19 protein-coding genes and 1 pseudogene are annotated in these 13,819 nt (G+C 72.0%); 14 read left to right on the top strand and 6 right to left on the bottom strand.

The features are described 5' to 3' along the window. Positions 1-116: 116 nt before the first annotated feature. Complete coding sequence (locus LIV37_RS11790) at positions 117-719, bottom strand: TetR/AcrR family transcriptional regulator (RefSeq protein WP_020867341.1); 603 nt, start codon at positions 717-719, stop codon at positions 117-119. A 33-nt stretch (positions 720-752) separates the two neighbouring features. Next, complete coding sequence (locus LIV37_RS11785) at positions 753-1,355, bottom strand: TetR/AcrR family transcriptional regulator (protein ID WP_020867340.1); 603 nt, start codon at positions 1,353-1,355, stop codon at positions 753-755. A 121-nt stretch (positions 1,356-1,476) separates the two neighbouring features. Here LIV37_RS11785 and LIV37_RS11780 point away from each other — a divergent pair, with 121 nt between their 5' ends. Genes LIV37_RS11780 through LIV37_RS11765 form a run of 4 tightly spaced genes read left to right on the top strand, consistent with a single transcriptional unit; the run spans position 1,477 to position 5,425 of the window. Continuing rightward, positions 1,477-3,213 carry a thiamine pyrophosphate-binding protein gene (locus LIV37_RS11780; protein WP_158634922.1) on the top strand — a complete coding sequence of 579 codons (1,737 nt, stop codon included), beginning with the start codon at positions 1,477-1,479 and terminating at the stop codon, positions 3,211-3,213. 55 nt (positions 3,214-3,268) lie between these two features. Further along, entirely contained in the window at positions 3,269-3,847 is a 579-nt protein-coding gene (locus LIV37_RS11775; protein WP_020867338.1) for a carboxymuconolactone decarboxylase family protein, read from the top strand. Between the two features lie 22 nt (positions 3,848-3,869). Next, positions 3,870-4,442, top strand: a complete 573-nt coding sequence (locus tag LIV37_RS11770; RefSeq protein WP_020867337.1) for a carboxymuconolactone decarboxylase family protein — start codon at positions 3,870-3,872, stop codon at positions 4,440-4,442. Positions 4,443-4,462: 20 nt separating this feature from the next. Continuing rightward, on the top strand, positions 4,463-5,425 hold the full coding sequence (locus LIV37_RS11765; protein ID WP_020867336.1) for a hypothetical protein: 963 nt from the start codon (positions 4,463-4,465) through the stop codon (positions 5,423-5,425). A gap of 80 nt (positions 5,426-5,505) precedes the next feature. Here the strand turns inward: LIV37_RS11765 and LIV37_RS11760 are convergent, their stop codons facing one another. Together LIV37_RS11760 and LIV37_RS11755 are read right to left on the bottom strand one after the other, a co-directional pair. Further along, complete coding sequence (locus LIV37_RS11760) at positions 5,506-5,877, bottom strand: hypothetical protein (RefSeq protein ID WP_148717857.1); 372 nt, start codon at positions 5,875-5,877, stop codon at positions 5,506-5,508. A 232-nt stretch (positions 5,878-6,109) separates the two neighbouring features. Next, positions 6,110-7,027, bottom strand: coding sequence for a LysR family transcriptional regulator (locus tag LIV37_RS11755; RefSeq protein ID WP_121826097.1), 918 nt, complete (start codon positions 7,025-7,027; stop codon positions 6,110-6,112). A gap of 114 nt (positions 7,028-7,141) precedes the next feature. Here LIV37_RS11755 and LIV37_RS11750 point away from each other — a divergent pair, with 114 nt between their 5' ends. Together LIV37_RS11750 and LIV37_RS51730 are read left to right on the top strand one after the other, a co-directional pair. Next, entirely contained in the window at positions 7,142-7,549 is a 408-nt protein-coding gene (locus LIV37_RS11750; RefSeq protein ID WP_020867334.1) for a tautomerase family protein, read from the top strand. Between the two features lie 31 nt (positions 7,550-7,580). Then, positions 7,581-7,694: pseudogene (locus LIV37_RS51730) on the top strand (DUF2975 domain-containing protein); the annotation flags it as partial. A gap of 93 nt (positions 7,695-7,787) precedes the next feature. On the opposite strand, the gene lysA reads toward LIV37_RS51730, so the two are convergent. Both lysA and LIV37_RS11740 read right to left on the bottom strand, forming a co-directional pair. Next, positions 7,788-9,143, bottom strand: coding sequence for a diaminopimelate decarboxylase (gene lysA / locus LIV37_RS11745; RefSeq protein ID WP_020867333.1), 1,356 nt, complete (start codon positions 9,141-9,143; stop codon positions 7,788-7,790). An 11-nt stretch (positions 9,144-9,154) separates the two neighbouring features. Continuing rightward, complete coding sequence (locus LIV37_RS11740; RefSeq protein ID WP_020867332.1) at positions 9,155-9,601, bottom strand: SAV_915 family protein; 447 nt, start codon at positions 9,599-9,601, stop codon at positions 9,155-9,157. Between the two features lie 384 nt (positions 9,602-9,985). On the opposite strand from LIV37_RS11740, the gene LIV37_RS11735 reads away from it, so the two are divergent. The 8 genes from LIV37_RS11735 (at position 9,986) to LIV37_RS11700 (ending at position 13,804) form a co-directional block, all read left to right on the top strand. Further along, positions 9,986-10,312 carry a gas vesicle protein GvpO gene (locus LIV37_RS11735; protein WP_020867331.1) on the top strand — a complete coding sequence of 109 codons (327 nt, stop codon included), beginning with the start codon at positions 9,986-9,988 and terminating at the stop codon, positions 10,310-10,312. 207 nt (positions 10,313-10,519) lie between these two features. Then, entirely contained in the window at positions 10,520-10,891 is a 372-nt protein-coding gene (gvpJ, locus tag LIV37_RS11730; protein WP_214663399.1) for a gas vesicle protein GvpJ, read from the top strand. Between the two features lie 2 nt (positions 10,892-10,893). Next, complete coding sequence (locus LIV37_RS11725; protein WP_121825584.1) at positions 10,894-11,661, top strand: GvpL/GvpF family gas vesicle protein; 768 nt, start codon at positions 10,894-10,896, stop codon at positions 11,659-11,661. Positions 11,662-11,674: 13 nt separating this feature from the next. Next, on the top strand, positions 11,675-11,938 hold the full coding sequence (locus tag LIV37_RS11720; protein ID WP_020867328.1) for a gas vesicle protein GvpG: 264 nt from the start codon (positions 11,675-11,677) through the stop codon (positions 11,936-11,938). Continuing rightward, a complete protein-coding gene (locus tag LIV37_RS11715) occupies positions 11,935-12,327 on the top strand; it encodes a gas vesicle protein (RefSeq protein ID WP_020867327.1) in 393 nt (130 codons plus the stop codon). The genes LIV37_RS11720 and LIV37_RS11715 overlap by 4 nt, the downstream gene beginning before the upstream one ends. Further along, entirely contained in the window at positions 12,324-13,217 is an 894-nt protein-coding gene (locus tag LIV37_RS11710) for a GvpL/GvpF family gas vesicle protein (protein WP_020867326.1), read from the top strand. Before LIV37_RS11715 ends, LIV37_RS11710 begins: the two co-directional genes overlap by 4 nt. Positions 13,218-13,239: 22 nt before the next feature. After that, on the top strand, positions 13,240-13,449 hold the full coding sequence (locus LIV37_RS11705; protein ID WP_020867325.1) for a gas vesicle protein: 210 nt from the start codon (positions 13,240-13,242) through the stop codon (positions 13,447-13,449). Continuing rightward, the gene (locus LIV37_RS11700) at positions 13,391-13,804 is read left to right on the top strand and encodes a gas vesicle protein K (RefSeq protein WP_243146458.1); all 414 of its coding nucleotides are present in this window, start codon (positions 13,391-13,393) and stop codon (positions 13,802-13,804) included. The genes LIV37_RS11705 and LIV37_RS11700 overlap by 59 nt, the downstream gene beginning before the upstream one ends. Positions 13,805-13,819: the final 15 nt, after the last annotated feature.

Genomic DNA, 13,819 nt, shown 5'->3' with positions numbered 1-13,819 from the left:
ATGGATGCCCCGCGATTCCCCCGGGGCCATGCCACTGTGCGAAGAAAAAAATGGACTTGCAAGTCCAGTATCCGGGGTGGCCGAGGGGTGCCGCGTCGTGCTCATCCGCTGGCCGCTCAGACCGCCGCGGCCCGCCGCAGATCCCCGATGCCCTGATCGAGCGCGGCCCGCAGATGGTCGGCCCGGCCGGTCGACTGGAGGATCAGCACACCGCCCTGGATGCCCGCCAGCAGGGCGGCCGCGCGGTGCTCGACATCCAGCTCGGCGGGCAGCTGCCCGGCCGTCTGGAGGGCCCGGATGCCGGTGGCCAGGCTCTCCTGCCACTGCCGCATCAACGTCACCACGACATCCCGCGCGCCCGGGGTGGAGCGGCCCAGGTAGAAGACCAGCGAGCCCAGCGGGCACTCCTCACCCTGCTCCGCGTAGCGCTTGACCACCTGATCGCGCCACCGCTGCCACGCCTCCCAGGAGTCCAGACAGCCCAGATACGGCTGCTGGTCCTCGAGGACCTGGTCGGCCTCGTGGTGCGCGACCGCCAGCAGCAGCTCGTCCTTGCCCTCGGGGAAGTAGTGGAACAGCTGGCTCTTGCTGGTGCGCGTGCGCGCCATGACGTCGTCCAGCGTGGCCACGGACACGTCCTTCTCACGCAGCACGGCGGCCGCGCCCTCGACGATCCGCTTCCGGGTTGCCTTCCCCTTCGCGGTCAGCTCCTTGTGCACGGCGCCCCTCTCGACTGGACCAACTGGTCCAGCCTATTGCGCCTCGGGCGCCGGCCAGAGCGCCCGCGCGGCCCCGGGCAGGCCGTCGACCGCGTCCGGGCCGAGCGTGGCGAGCTGGAGGATGTAGCCGGGCACCGTGGAGGTGATCAGTTGGGCGAGTGAGTCCGTCGCGGCGTCCGGCGGCAGATGGCCGAAGTCCTGATGCTCCCGCACGATGGCGGCGAGGTCGGCCGTCGCCTCGGTGAGGGCGGTCCTGAGCCGCTCGGCGAGCGCCGGGTTGCGCAGGGATTCGGACCAGGTCAGCAGCGCGATGGCGGCGAAGCCGTTCTCCGCGTGCTTCGCCCTGATGACCTCGAGGAGATCGGCGATCGCCTCGCCGACCCCGGCGGCGGGCCTGCGCTCGGCCTGGCGGCGGGCCTTGTGCACCACCTCGGCCAGATTCTCCTCGGCGATCGCGATGATCATGTCCTGCTTGCTGGGGAAATACCGGTAGACCGACCCCGAGGACACCCCGGCCTCGGCGAGCAGATCCTGCATCGACGTCTCATGGAAACCGTCCCGGACGAAGCAGCGCCTCGCCGCGGTCAGGATCTCCGCTCTGCGGGCGTCGAGGTACTCCTGGCTCACCTTCGGCATGGCGCCAGGCTACCGCAAAAGTGATCGATCGTTCGTCTTCTTCTTGACAGCGGATGGCGGGCGGGGCAGTGTGGCGAAATAAGAGAACGGTCATTCGTTTTTTTTGGACAGGAGAACGCTTGTGGCGACAGCCAGTGGAGTCGTGCCCCGGGTCGCGCATGATGTCGCTCGCGCCCTGAAGGACGGCGGCGTCGACCGGGTCTTCCTGATCACCGGTGGTGATCTGTGGCTCTGGCGCGCCCTGCGCGATCACGGCATCGAGATGTGCCTGGCCCGCAGCGAGGCCGCGTCCGTGGTGATGGCCGACGCCTACGCCCGGGTCACCGGCAGGCCCGCCGTCGTGTACGGGCAGTGGGGGCCGGGAGCGGCGAACGTCGCCGCCGCGCTCGCGGACGCCCGGTGGGCCCACAGCCCGCTCGTGGCGCTCACCAGCACCGTCTCGACGCGGGTCGAGTACAAATACGAGTACCAGGAGCTCGACCAGCCGCCCATGTTCCAGTCGGTGACGAAGTGGCAGGCGCGGGTCGCGCGGGCGGACCGCGCCGGTGAACTCGTCGCCCAGGCGTTGCGCGTCGCGGGCGCGGGGGCCCCGGGCCCGGTGCACATCGATATCCCGTGCGACCTCCTCGCCGCCGAAGCGGCACCGTTCAACAACCTCGCGGCGGAAGCCGCACCGACGCACGCCGACGCCACCTGCACGCCGATCCGTCGCCCGACCCCGCCGGCTCCCTCGGCCGCCGCCGTGGCCGACATCGCCGACCGCCTCGCCCGGAGCCTGCGACCGGTGCTCCTGGCCGGCAACGGGGTCCTGACCGCCGACGCCGCCGAAGACCTCACCCGACTCGCGGAAACCGCGGGAGTTCCGGTCCTCACGACCCTGGGCGGGAAGGGTTCGATCGCCGAGAACCATCCGCTGTCGGTCGGCGTGGCGGGACGCTACGCGAGCAAGGTGGCGAACGAGATCGCGCGCGAGGCCGACTTCGTCCTCGCGATCGGCACCGACCTCGGCGGCCTCGCGACCGACACCTACACCCTGCCCTCGGCGGACGCGGACGTGGTCCAGGTCGACGTAATGGCAGAGCACATCGGCCGGACCCGCGCGGTCGGCGCGGGAGTGGTCGCCGACGCGGGTGAACTATGCCGAGCCCTTGCCGTGGCGGCGCCCTCGGAGTCCGGCAACCGTGCGCACCACACATGGCGCGAGGCGGTGCGGAGCAGATGCGCGGCCTGGCAGCAGACGTTCCATGCCGTCGCGCGCCGCCCCGCCGCCGGGCATGTCCGGCCAGAAGCCGTCGTGGCCATCCTGCGCGAGCTGGCGGACGACCGTGATCTGCTCGTCGCGGACACTGGGTTCATGGGGGCCTGGGGAGGCGCGCTGTTTCCCGTCCACGCGCCCGGCCGGACGTTCCTGCGCGCCGCCGGCACGCTCGGCTGGGCGTTCCCGGCGGTCCTCGGGGCACAGCTCGCGACGGGGGCGGAACGCCGCGCGTTCGCGCTCGTGGGCGACGGTGGCTTCGGCTACCACGTCGGGGACCTGGAGACCGCGCTGCGGCTGGACATTCCCGTGGTGACCATCGTCCTGAACAACGCGAGCCTCGCCTACGAACACGTCGGGTTCAAGCACGCCCTCGGCGGGGAGCCCGTGACGGAGGTCTGCGACTTCCTCGACGTCGACCACGCCAAGCTCGCGGCGGCGTACGGGGTGTTCGCGGCCCGCGTCGACTCGGCCGGCGCCTTCCGGAGCGCCCTGGAGAAGGCGATCGCCACTGCCCGCCCGGCGCTGATCGACGTCGTCGTCAGCAAGGAGCGCGTCGCTCCGGTCACCACCTTCGACACCCGGCTGATCAGGGACGTCTGACCTCGTCGTCGTGCTCGTTGTCGTGGAAGAGAGTCGCGGAAGAGAGGAGATGGCCATGCGGCTGCCGCTGCTCCATCGTGAGGAACTGACCCCGGAACAGCGGGGTCTGTACGACGCCTTCGACGCCATGGTGAAGGCCGACGAATACGCGGGATTGGAGGTCCGCGACGCCGGGGGAGCGTTCGTCGGACCGTGGGGGGTGATGCTCCACTTCCCGGAACTGGGACAGGCGCTCGCCCGGTTCATCGACCTCGCCCAGCGGCTTCCCGGACTCTCCGAGCGGGCCCGACAGGTCGTCGTCCTGACGATCGGAGCGCGCTTCGACGTGGCGTACGAGCTGTACGCGCACGCCCGGCTGGGGGCGCGGGCCGGGCTGCGGCCGGATCAGGTGGCCACGCTGTGCGCGGGCGGCCGCCCGTCCGGCCTCACCGAGGAGGAGGTGCTCGCGGCCGACGTCGCGACCGCCCTGACCGGGCCAGGCTCCCTGCCAGGGCCGCTGTACGACACGGCCGTCAGGACGCTGGGGCAGGAGGCCCTCGATGCGATCGTCTTCGTGACCGTCCACTACCTGGCGCTGGGAGTCGTCCTCAACGCGTACGACGTGCCGGCGGGAAGCCCGGCCCCGCGGAAGTAGCCCCGCAAGGAGGAGAAACCCCATGTTCGAGGATCCCGAGGACTTCGGGACGTTCGGCCGCTACGTGGAGACACCGGTCGACGCCATGCCACCGGAGATGCGCAGCGCGTACGAGTACACCCGGCGGTTGCGCGGCCTGGTGCCCGGGCCGCACAAGATCTGGCTGGCCAACCCCCGGCTGCTGACGGCGATCGTGCCGACGGGTGCGTACTTCCAGACGGACTCGTCGCTGTCCAAGGCGGAGATCGAGATCGTCACGAACGTCGTCACCGGCCACTGGCGCTCGGCCTACGCCGCCTACGAGCACGAGAAGATCGGCGTGGCGCTGGGCGGCCTTGACCCGACGAAGGTGGCGGCCATCGTCGCCGGCCGTCCCACCTCCTTCGACGACCTACGGCAGCAGCTCGTGTACGAACTCGCGTCATCGCTGGTGGGACGCCGTGTCATTCCCGTCGGGCTGTACCTCCGGGCCAAGGAGACGATCGGCGACGCGGGCATCGTGGACGTCACCGTGCTGATGGGCTGGTTCACCGGTGTGTCGCTGACCCTCGCCGCGTTCGACGTGCCGTCGAACGCGGTCGGCCTGGACCAGTGAGACCCCGAGGAAGGACGACCATGGAAACCGCAACTCTGCACACCGTCGCCGAGTTCCCCGAGCACTCCTTCCTGGAGAACCTCGCGGTGCGAAGCGACAACTCGATCGTCGTGACATCGCTCAACCACAAGCAGCTGTGGCTGATTCCGGCTTCCGGCGTGGCGGACACCCCGGTCGAGCCGATCCTCCTGCACACCTACGACCACCTCGTCTCGGCGGTCGTGGAGACCGAGCCGGATGTGTTCCACGTGGCCCTCAGCGACGGCTACACCACACACGCGTCGTATCTGAGCCGAGTCGATCTGCGGGGCCGGCCACCCGGCGCCGCCCCCGCGGTCGAGACGGTCCTCACCTTCGACTCCCGGGTGCGGGCCCTGAACGGGGGCTGTCCGATCGCTCCCGGTGTCCTGCTGCTGGCCGACTGCTTCGGCGGCTTCGTCTGGCGTGTCGACCTGTCCGCCACCGGCGGCCCGGCGGCCGCCGACGTCTGGCTTGCCCACCCGAGCATGGAGCACGACCCGCTCAGCACCATGAGGCCGCCCCAGCCGGGCATCAACGGTGTGCGTTACGCGGAGCGGACCCACCACCTGTACTACACCTCCACGGCGCAGCGGTTGTTCATGCGGGTGCCGGTCGACCCCGACACCCGCGACCCGGCCGGAGCGCCGGAGCATGTCGGTGGTGGCACGATGGCGGACGACTTCTGCCTCGACGAGGACGCGGGCGTCGCCTACGTCACCACGCACCGTCAGAACACCCTCGACCGTGTGCTGCTGGACGGGCCGCCGGACCAGCCCCGGGACATCGTCCTCGGCGATCCCCTGGACCTGCGCCTCCTGGGGCCGTCGAGCATCGCCTGGGGGCGCGGGCCCGGTGAGTACGGACGCGTGGCCTACCTCATCACCGACGGCGGGACCACCGCACCGCCTCCGGACGGCCGTGCGCGCCGCTCGAAGGTCCTGCGCATGGAGCTACCGCGCTAGATGTCTTCGATCAAACGACGCGAAGCCGTCCTGCCGGATACGTACCCGGCAGGACAGTGTTCCGGCTGGCGAGCAGTGGATTACCTGCGGACGATCCGGAACGTCGCGTTCGCGCGAGTTCCGCGGGTTTCCACCTGATAGGTACCAGTGGGCACCTTGTACGATCCCATCTGGAAAATGTCGTGCCCCTTCTTGCCCTGGACGTACACCAATTTGCCGACCTTGATCGAAGGCCGCCAACGAGTGCAGTGGCCAGGAGCGATCGCGTTCGTGTGCGCGTTTGTGGTGAAGGCGACGAACGAACTGTAGCCACTCGCGTGATTGCAGACACGCACCTTACCGGCGGCCGCCGGCGCGGCCGAGGCGGCTGGAGCGGTCACGGTGACCGCACCGGCAATACCGGCCAGACCCATGGCACCGAAAGCGATACGCCGAACGAACTGATTACTCACAGCATCTCCATCGCGTCGGAAAACGACTTGATTGCCACCTTGTCCGGCGGCGGTAATGACCGACTAACCAGCACCTAACGTTCGCTGCCGTATGACTAACGCGCCGCCGCCGAAAACATCAAAGCCCTGAGTTGCCGATACTGGTGCTGATCCAGGCCGCAGTGGGCCGCCGGCCGTCAGCCGGGGGTCGTCAAAGAGGTCGTCAAAGAGGTCTTCAGCCCGGCCCGGACCGTCACCCGGGGGTATCGGCCAGCTCGGCGGCCTCCTGCCGCAGGGCGTGCGCCACCGCGTTCGCCGATGCCGTGGCGGGGCCCGGCGCGTGTACGAGGCTGACGCGTCGCCACTCCTCCGCCACGCCCTCGACGGCGACGAGACGCACACCGGGCGGGACGGCGGGAAGCAGCGCCGGCGGGGCCGTGGTGATGCCCGCCCCGGCCGCCACCAGGTGCAGCTTCGTCAGCCAGTCGCGGACGGTGTGGCGGACCCGGGGCCGTCCCGGCAGCCCCGGCCAGACACCGAGCAACGGCTCCTCCGCGGCGGCCGGGCTGGCGATCCACGGCTCGTCCGCGATCTCCTCGGCCGTGACGCTGTCGCGTCCGGCGAACCGGCCGCTCGCCGCCACCGCCACGGCCAGCCGGGTCTCGAACAGCGGCTCCACGCGCAGCGGCGGGGAGTCGGTGTCGGGGGAGCGGTGGGGTGGCCTGGACGACAGCACGGCGACGTCGAGTGTGCCGGTGCGCAGCGCCCGTACCAGCGACGGGGTGGTGCCCTCCCGTGTGCTCACCCGGATCCGGGGGTGCTCCCGGCGCAGGGCGGCCAGCGCACGGGACACGATCACCGCTCCGGCGGTGGGGAAGAATCCGAGCCGGACCGGGCCGTCCTCCGCCGCGCCCCCGCGCAACTCCCGGTCGGCCGCGTCGAGCGCGTCCAGCGCGACCACGGCGTGCCGCAGCAGGGCGCGCCCCTCCGTGGTCAGCCGCACACCGCCCGGGTGGCGGTCGAAGAGCCGGGCTCCGGCCGCCTGCTCCAGCGCGGCCACCTGCCGGGAGACGGCCGACTGGGTGTACCCGAGCGCCTCCGCCGCGGCGGTGATCGTGCCCCGCTCCGCCACCTCGCGCAGCACCCGCAGCCCGACCAGGGTCATGTCCATGAGCGCACGTCCATGCGCACGCAGCATACCGGCCATGCGAGACATTCGTTGGCGGAATGTCATGGGCGTTCCTAGCGTGGTGAGCACACCACAGAAGAACGGAAACGACACACCATGCCTCTGGTCAACATCTACCTGCGCGAGGGCACCACCCCGGAGTACCGCCGGAATGTCTCGCTGGGCATCCACCGGTCCATGGTGGACGTCCTGAAGATCCCGCACGACGACCAGTTCCACCTCATTCACGAACTCAAGCCCGAGAACGTCCAGACGCAGCCGGTGTTCTTCGGCATCCGCCGCGGCGACCGCACGATGTTCATCCAGCTCTTCTTCAACGACCGCGATCCCCAGCAGAAGGCGGAGCTGTTCGAGGCCATCCGCGCCAACCTCCGGCTGTACGCGGACGTCCCCGAGGAGGACATCCTCCTGTGCGCGGTCGAGACGAACAGCGAGAACTGGTGGGCGGCCGGGCGGACCGTCAACCCCCGGACGGGCTACGACGAGCGCATGGACATCGATTGACCATCGATAGGAGTCGACGGCGGCCGACGAGGTCGACCGCTCCCCTCCGTACGCCCCCTCCGCCACGCCGTACGTGACGGTGGCGATCCTCGGCTTCGCCTGCGTCCAAGTGGCGCTCGTCGCCGTGTGGATGCTGCTCGCCATGGTCCGCCGCGGCGCGGGCGCGTTCACGGTGCCCGGCCTGGGGGAGGAGGGGCGGGCGGGGTCGCCGCCCCTCCTCCCCCAGGCGCTGTCCCGGCTACAGACCGACGTCGCGGCCGCGGATGTCGTCCAGCGACTCACGCCGGACCAGCAGCCGCGCCCTGCCGTCCGCCACGGCGACCACCGGCGGGCGGCCGACCAGGTTGTAGCCGGACGCCATGGACAGGTGGTACGCGCCCGCCACCGGCACCGCGAGCAGATCCCCGGGCCGGATGTCACCCGGCAGCTCCGCCTCGCCCGCCAGCACGTCCCCGGCCTCGCAGTGGCGTCCGGCCACGGTGGCGGGGGCGAGCGGCACCGTGCCGGCGCGGCCCACGAGCCGGGGCGCGTAGCGCACTCCGTACAGCGCCGGGCGGGGGTTGTCGCTCATCCCGCCGTCCACGGCCACGAAGGTGCGGTGCCCGGTGCGCTTGACCGCCAGGACCCGGTACAGCGCGACCCCGGCCGGTCCGACGACGGCGCGGCCCGGTTCGATGATCAGCCGTGGCACGGGCAGCCCGGCCGCCGCGCAGCTGTCGGCCAGTTCGGCGCGCAGCCGGGGCCCCAGCGCGGCGATGTCGAGGGCGGGCTCGCCGGGGCGGTAGGCGATGCCGTGCCCACCGCCCATGTCCAGCTCGGAGAGGGCGACCCCGTGCTGGTCCCGGACCCTCGCCAGCAGCCCGACCATGCGCCGTACCGCCGCAAGATACGGCTTGGCGGAGGCGATCTGGGAGCCCAGGTGGCAGTGCAGGCCCACCAGTTCCAGGCGCGGCTGGTCGAGGATCCGGGCGATGGCGTGATGGGCCGAGCCGTCGGTGAGCGACAGGCCGAACTTCTGGTCGTCGGTGCCGGTACGGACCTTGGCATGGCCGCCCGCGGCGATGCCCGGCGCCACCCGGACCATGACCTTCTGACGGCTGCCCTCGGGCACGGCGACGGCCAGCCGGGCGATCTCCGAGGGGCTGTCGATGACGATGCGACCGACCCCGAGGCGCAGGGCGGCCTGGAGGTCGTACGGGCTCTTGGCGTTGCCGTGCAGCACGATGTGCTCGGGCGGGAAACCGGTGGTGACCGCGAGCTCCAGCTCGCCGGCCGAGCACACGTCCAGGCCCAGGCCCTCCTCCTCCGCCCAGTGCGCCATCGCGCGGCACAGGAACGCCTTGGCGGCGTAGAGCACGGCGGCCCCCGGGAAGGCGTCGTGGTAGGCGCGGCAGCGGGCCCGCACCTCGGCCTCGTCGAGGAGGTACACCGGGGTGCCGAAACGGTCCGCCAGCTCGGTGAGCGACACTCCGCCGACGGCCAGGTCGCCGTCGTCGAGCGGGACGGTGGACGCGGGCCAGACGGACAGCGCGCCGTCGCGGCGCGGGGTGCGGGGTGTGCGCGGCCCGGTGCCTGGGATCAGTGGCGTGACCATGGCGTCCTCCCTCAGCCGAGCCATGCGCCGCGGACCCCGACGAGGGCGGCGGCCCCCGCGACCCGCACGGCGCCGACGGCCCCTGCGAGTGTGGTGCCGCGGTGGCGCGGTGGCGCCGGTGGCGCGACCGCGAGCGCGGCATGGCGGCGCTCCGGCGCGGACGGTGCGATGTCGCGGACCGCGAGGCGCGGGTCCACGGTGACCGAGGTGGCGCCGAGCGGCTCGGCGAGGGCGCGCAGCGCCGGTTCACCGAGCCGGATCCACGGCTGCCGGGCACCGAGGACCGCGGCCAGCCGCCCCCGGGTGGAGAAACCGACGGCGGTACGGCCGCCACGGGGCGTACGGAAGAGGCGCACGGCGCAGCCGACGGGTCCCGGCCGGACTGGGACGTACAGGACGCGTCCGGCCGGGACGGGTTCGTCGGGCTCGGGGTCGTCTCCGTACAGACGGTCGTTCATGACGTGCCTCCAGGGGCGAGGGGAAGGGCCCGGACCGGACAGCGGGACCGGGGCCGGGACAGGACGCTAATTCCCGCACCCTGGGATGGGTCCATGTCCCTGACGCGACGCTGACGCGAGAACGCCAAGTCTTGACGCGCCGCTGGCACCCCCACCCCCGGTCCTCAATCGCCGGACGGGCTGAACAGTCACCACTCGGGGCCCGGACCCGGGTTCTGATTTCAGCCCGTCCGGCGATTGAGGACACGCCCGGAGGGCGTTCGGGGGGCAGGGGGCGGAGTCCCTTGGTCCGGGGAGGGGCGGGTAGGGGAAACTCTGCGCCTCCCCGGCGCCGCTTTGGGGATCCGCGCACCACGCGCCCACGGGACTTGGCACGGTAGGACCATGACGAGCATTGATCCGGACACACCGCCCACGGACACCCCCGAGACCTCCGACGAGCGGCCCCGCCGCGTACCCGTGGCGCAGGCCATGCGGGGCGCCGCCCGGCAGTTGGGGGAGTTGTTGGGCACCGCGCCGGAGGCGGTTTCCGCGATGCAGCCGACGCCGGACGGTTGGGTGGCCGATGTGGAGGTGGTGGAGTTGGTGCGGGTGCCGGACACCATGACCATCATGGCCACCTACCGTGTGACCCTCGACTCACAGGGTCGGCTCCTCGGCTATGAGCGGCAACGCCGCTACGCCCGCGGTCAGCTCGACCGCGGACGTTAGACGTCGGGGCCGGACCAGGCACGGCCGTTCTTTTGCCGGGTTTCCTCCCACGGCCCCGCGCCGGTGATATCCGTGGCGCGGGGCCGTTCCATGCCTGTGCGCCCATGTGTCACCCGCGTCGACATCGGTGAACGCCACCGCCACCGCGCCCGTATCAGACGCGGACAGGCGACCGAGCGCGACCGAGAGGAAGCACACGTGACCGTGATGACGCAGACCGGCGGGCTGCCTGCCACCGCATCGACCGGTTCAGGGACCGGAAGCCTCTTCGACATCCTCGAACTCATCCTGGACCGTGGCCTCGTCATCGACGTGTTCATCCGGGTCTCCCTCGTCGGCATCGAGATCTTGAAGATTGACATCCGGATCGTGATCGCCAGCGTGGACACGTATCTGCGCTTCGCCGAGGCGTGCAACCGCCTCGACCTGGAATCGGGCCGCAAGGCCCCGGACAAGCTGAGCGACATCGTCGGCAACATCGTCGAGGGCGGTGCCCGGGGCAAGACCGAGGGGGCGATCAGCGGGGCCCTCGGGGCCATCAGCGATGTCTTCGACCGCGACGACGACGAGGACAAGTGACCATGTCGAACACGTCCCCGGCTCCGGCTCCCGGTCCGTCCCCGGCTCCGGCTCCGTCCCTCTACATCTACGCGATCACCGGGTCCGATCATCCGCTGCGGCTGGAGGGACTGCGGGCCGTGGGCGGCGTGTCCGGCGCCCTGCGCGCGGTCACCGGCGGGCCGCTGGCCTGTGTGGTGAGCCCGGCGCCACCCGAGTTGCGCCCGAAGCGCCGTGATCTCGCCGCCCACCAGGAGGTCCAGGAGCGGCTGATGGCGGATGGCGCGGTGCTGCCGATGCGGTTCGGCATGCTGGCGCCCGACGACGCCGCGGTGGTGGCGGCGCTGGACGGCAGGCGTACCGAATACGTCGGCAGGCTCGAGGAGTTGCACGCCACCGCGGAGTTCAACCTGAAGGCGGCCCGTTCGCAGGACGATCTGCTGCGGGAGGTGCTCACCGAGTCCGACGACGCCCGGCGGCTCAATGAGCGCACCCGCGACGGCGGTGGCACCTACGCGGACCGGGTGGCCCTCGGCGAACTGGTCGCACGCCAACTGGACGTGCGACGGGGGCTGTTGGCCGACCAGGTCGTCGGGCGGCTGGCGGAGATGGCCCGCGGCAAGGTGGTGGCGTCCCCGGCCGGGGAGGACTTCCTCAACGCCTCGTTCCTGGTGGAGCGGGGGCGCGCCGAGGAGTTCTCCCGGGCCGCGCGGCAGCTCGCGCAGGGCTATGGAGAGGGCTACGACTTCCGGCTGCGCGGCCCCTTGCCGCCGTACAGCTTCGTGGCCTGAGGGCGGGGGCGCGATGGGACTGCTGACCGGGCTGCTCACGTTTCCGCTGGCCCCGGTGCGCGCCACCGTCTGGGCCGCCGAGCAAATGGCCGCGGCCGCCGAGCGCGAGTACTACGACCCGGCGCCGGTCCGGCGCGCCCTCGCCGAACTGGAGCAGGACCTGCTGGCCGGGCGGATCGACGAGGACGCGTACGACCGCCGCGAGGACGAGTTGCTCGACCGGCTGGCGGAGCTGGAACGCCGGGAACGGCCGGACGAGCGGAGACGAGCCCCGTGACGACGACAGAACCGGTGGCGGGCGGGCTGGGCCCGCCACGCCTGCCCGCCACCCCGTACGGCCAGGGCGCCGAGGCCGCCCCGTCGCTCGCCGACATCCTGGAGCGGGTGCTGGACAAGGGCGTGGTGATCGCGGGGGACATCCGCATCAACCTGCTGGACATCGAGCTGCTCACCATCAAGCTCCGGCTGCTCGTGGCCTCCGTCGACAAGGCGAAGGAGATGGGCATCGACTGGTGGGAGCACGATCCGTCGCTGTCCTCGCGCGCCCGCACCCGGGCCGTACCGGACGACGACGCGGAGCGGTCCCTCACCGAGGAGAACGCCCGGCTGCGCGCCGAGATCGCGGCGCTGCGGGTACGGGCCGAGGACAGGAGCGTGGACGGTTGACCGAGAGCGCACGGCGACAGCACAAGGTGTACGCCTACGCGGTGCTGCGCCCCACCCCGGAGGCCGCCCGGGCGGTGGCCGTACTGCGCGGGGTGGCGGACGAGCAGGTGGGGCTCGTGGAGACCGGGGACCTGGCCGCGGCCGTGGGCCCGGTCCCGGCCGAGGAGTTCGAGGAGGGCGCGCTGAAGGCGGGCCTGGAGGAGCTGCCCCGGCTGGAGGCGCTGGCCCGCGGCCACCACGGGGTGGTGGCGGGGCTGGCCCCGCTCGGCGCCGTACTGCCGCTGCGGCTGGCCACCGTCTACCGGGACGAGGACCGGGTGCGGCAGATCCTCCAGGAGCGCCGTGACCAGTTCCTGCCGCTGCTGGAACGGCTCGCCGGACATGTCGAATGGGGCGTCAAGGTCTACACCGATCCCACCGACTCCCTGGCGAGTGACGCGGCGGTGGCCGCCGGGGCCACGGGCGGGGAGGAGGCCCTCAGCCCGGGCCGTGCCTATCTCGCCGCCCGCCGCCGGCGTCGGCGCGGCGCCGAGGAGGCCTGGCAGACGGCGGCGCGGACGGCCGTGCGCATCGCCGAGGAGGCCGGGGGCCTGGCGGTGGGCAGGGTCGCCCATCGGCCACAGCGCGGCGAACTCGCCCAGATGGCAGGTGGCGAGACGGCGAGGGGCGGGAAGTCCGGTGGCGAGACGGCCGGTGGCGGGAAGCCTGGTGGCGAGAACATCGCCAACGACGCGTATCTGGTGCCCGCCGACCGCGCCGAGGAGTTCCGCGCCCGCGTCCTGGCCGCCGCCGAGGGGCAGCCCGGGGTACGCGTCGAGGTGACCGGCCCCTGGGCGCCGTACTCCTTCGCGCTTCCGCCCGAGCCGACCGCCCGGCCGGAGCCCGTATGAGCGGCGCGCTGGACGAGGCCGTATGAGCGGCGCGCTGGACGAGGAGGACGCACGGGCGCTCGCGGGCCGCGAGGTCGCCCTGATCGACCTGCTGGACCGGCTGCTCCAGGGCGGGGTCGTGCTCGCCGGGGACCTCGTCCTGTCCATCGCGGACGTCGATCTCGTACGGATCGATCTGCGCGCGGTCATCGCTCCGGTCGACGCCGAACACCCCGCCCCGCTGCTGCTCTGACGCAAGGCTCTGGCGAAAGGTCCCGACGAAAGGAGACCCCCGTATGTCAGCCCCCTCCGGCGCCGCCGCCCAGCGGCTGCGCACCGACGCGGACACGGTCGAGCGCGATCTGGCCAAGCTGGTGCTGACCGTGGTCGAGCTGCTGCGGCAGCTGATGGAGCGCCAGGCGCTTCACCGCGTCGACAAGGGCGACCTGACGGAGGAGCAGGAGGAGCGCGTCGGTATGACGCTGATGATCCTCCAGCAGCGCATGGAGGAGATGTGCGCCAGTCACGACCTGCGGCTGGAGGACCTCAACCTCGACCTCGGCCCGCTCGGCACCCTGCTCTCCCCGGCGGGCCCGCCCGCTCAGTGAGATGCCCCGCGCGCC

The organism is Streptomyces rapamycinicus NRRL 5491 (genome assembly GCF_024298965.1).
In the GTDB taxonomy this organism is placed as follows: Bacteria; Actinomycetota; Actinomycetes; order Streptomycetales; family Streptomycetaceae; genus Streptomyces; species Streptomyces rapamycinicus.
This window is presented reverse-complemented; position numbering and strand designations above follow the sequence as displayed.

Coding starts and splice junctions, on each gene's coding strand:
- LIV37_RS11785 (WP_020867340.1), bottom strand. CDS start 1,355: ATGCCGAAGGTGAGCCAGGAGTACCTCGACGCCCGCAGAGCGGAGATC.
- LIV37_RS11775 (WP_020867338.1), top strand. CDS start 3,269: ATGCGGCTGCCGCTGCTCCATCGTGAGGAACTGACCCCGGAACAGCGG.
- LIV37_RS11770 (WP_020867337.1), top strand. CDS start 3,870: ATGTTCGAGGATCCCGAGGACTTCGGGACGTTCGGCCGCTACGTGGAG.
- LIV37_RS11765 (WP_020867336.1), top strand. CDS start 4,463: ATGGAAACCGCAACTCTGCACACCGTCGCCGAGTTCCCCGAGCACTCC.
- LIV37_RS11755 (WP_121826097.1), bottom strand. CDS start 7,027: ATGGACATGACCCTGGTCGGGCTGCGGGTGCTGCGCGAGGTGGCGGAG.
- LIV37_RS11750 (WP_020867334.1), top strand. CDS start 7,142: ATGCCTCTGGTCAACATCTACCTGCGCGAGGGCACCACCCCGGAGTAC.
- lysA (WP_020867333.1), bottom strand. CDS start 9,143: ATGGTCACGCCACTGATCCCAGGCACCGGGCCGCGCACACCCCGCACC.
- LIV37_RS11740 (WP_020867332.1), bottom strand. CDS start 9,601: ATGAACGACCGTCTGTACGGAGACGACCCCGAGCCCGACGAACCCGTC.
- LIV37_RS11735 (WP_020867331.1), top strand. CDS start 9,986: ATGACGAGCATTGATCCGGACACACCGCCCACGGACACCCCCGAGACC.
- gvpJ (WP_214663399.1), top strand. CDS start 10,520: ATGACGCAGACCGGCGGGCTGCCTGCCACCGCATCGACCGGTTCAGGG.
- LIV37_RS11725 (WP_121825584.1), top strand. CDS start 10,894: ATGTCGAACACGTCCCCGGCTCCGGCTCCCGGTCCGTCCCCGGCTCCG.
- LIV37_RS11720 (WP_020867328.1), top strand. CDS start 11,675: ATGGGACTGCTGACCGGGCTGCTCACGTTTCCGCTGGCCCCGGTGCGC.
- LIV37_RS11705 (WP_020867325.1), top strand. CDS start 13,240: ATGAGCGGCGCGCTGGACGAGGAGGACGCACGGGCGCTCGCGGGCCGC.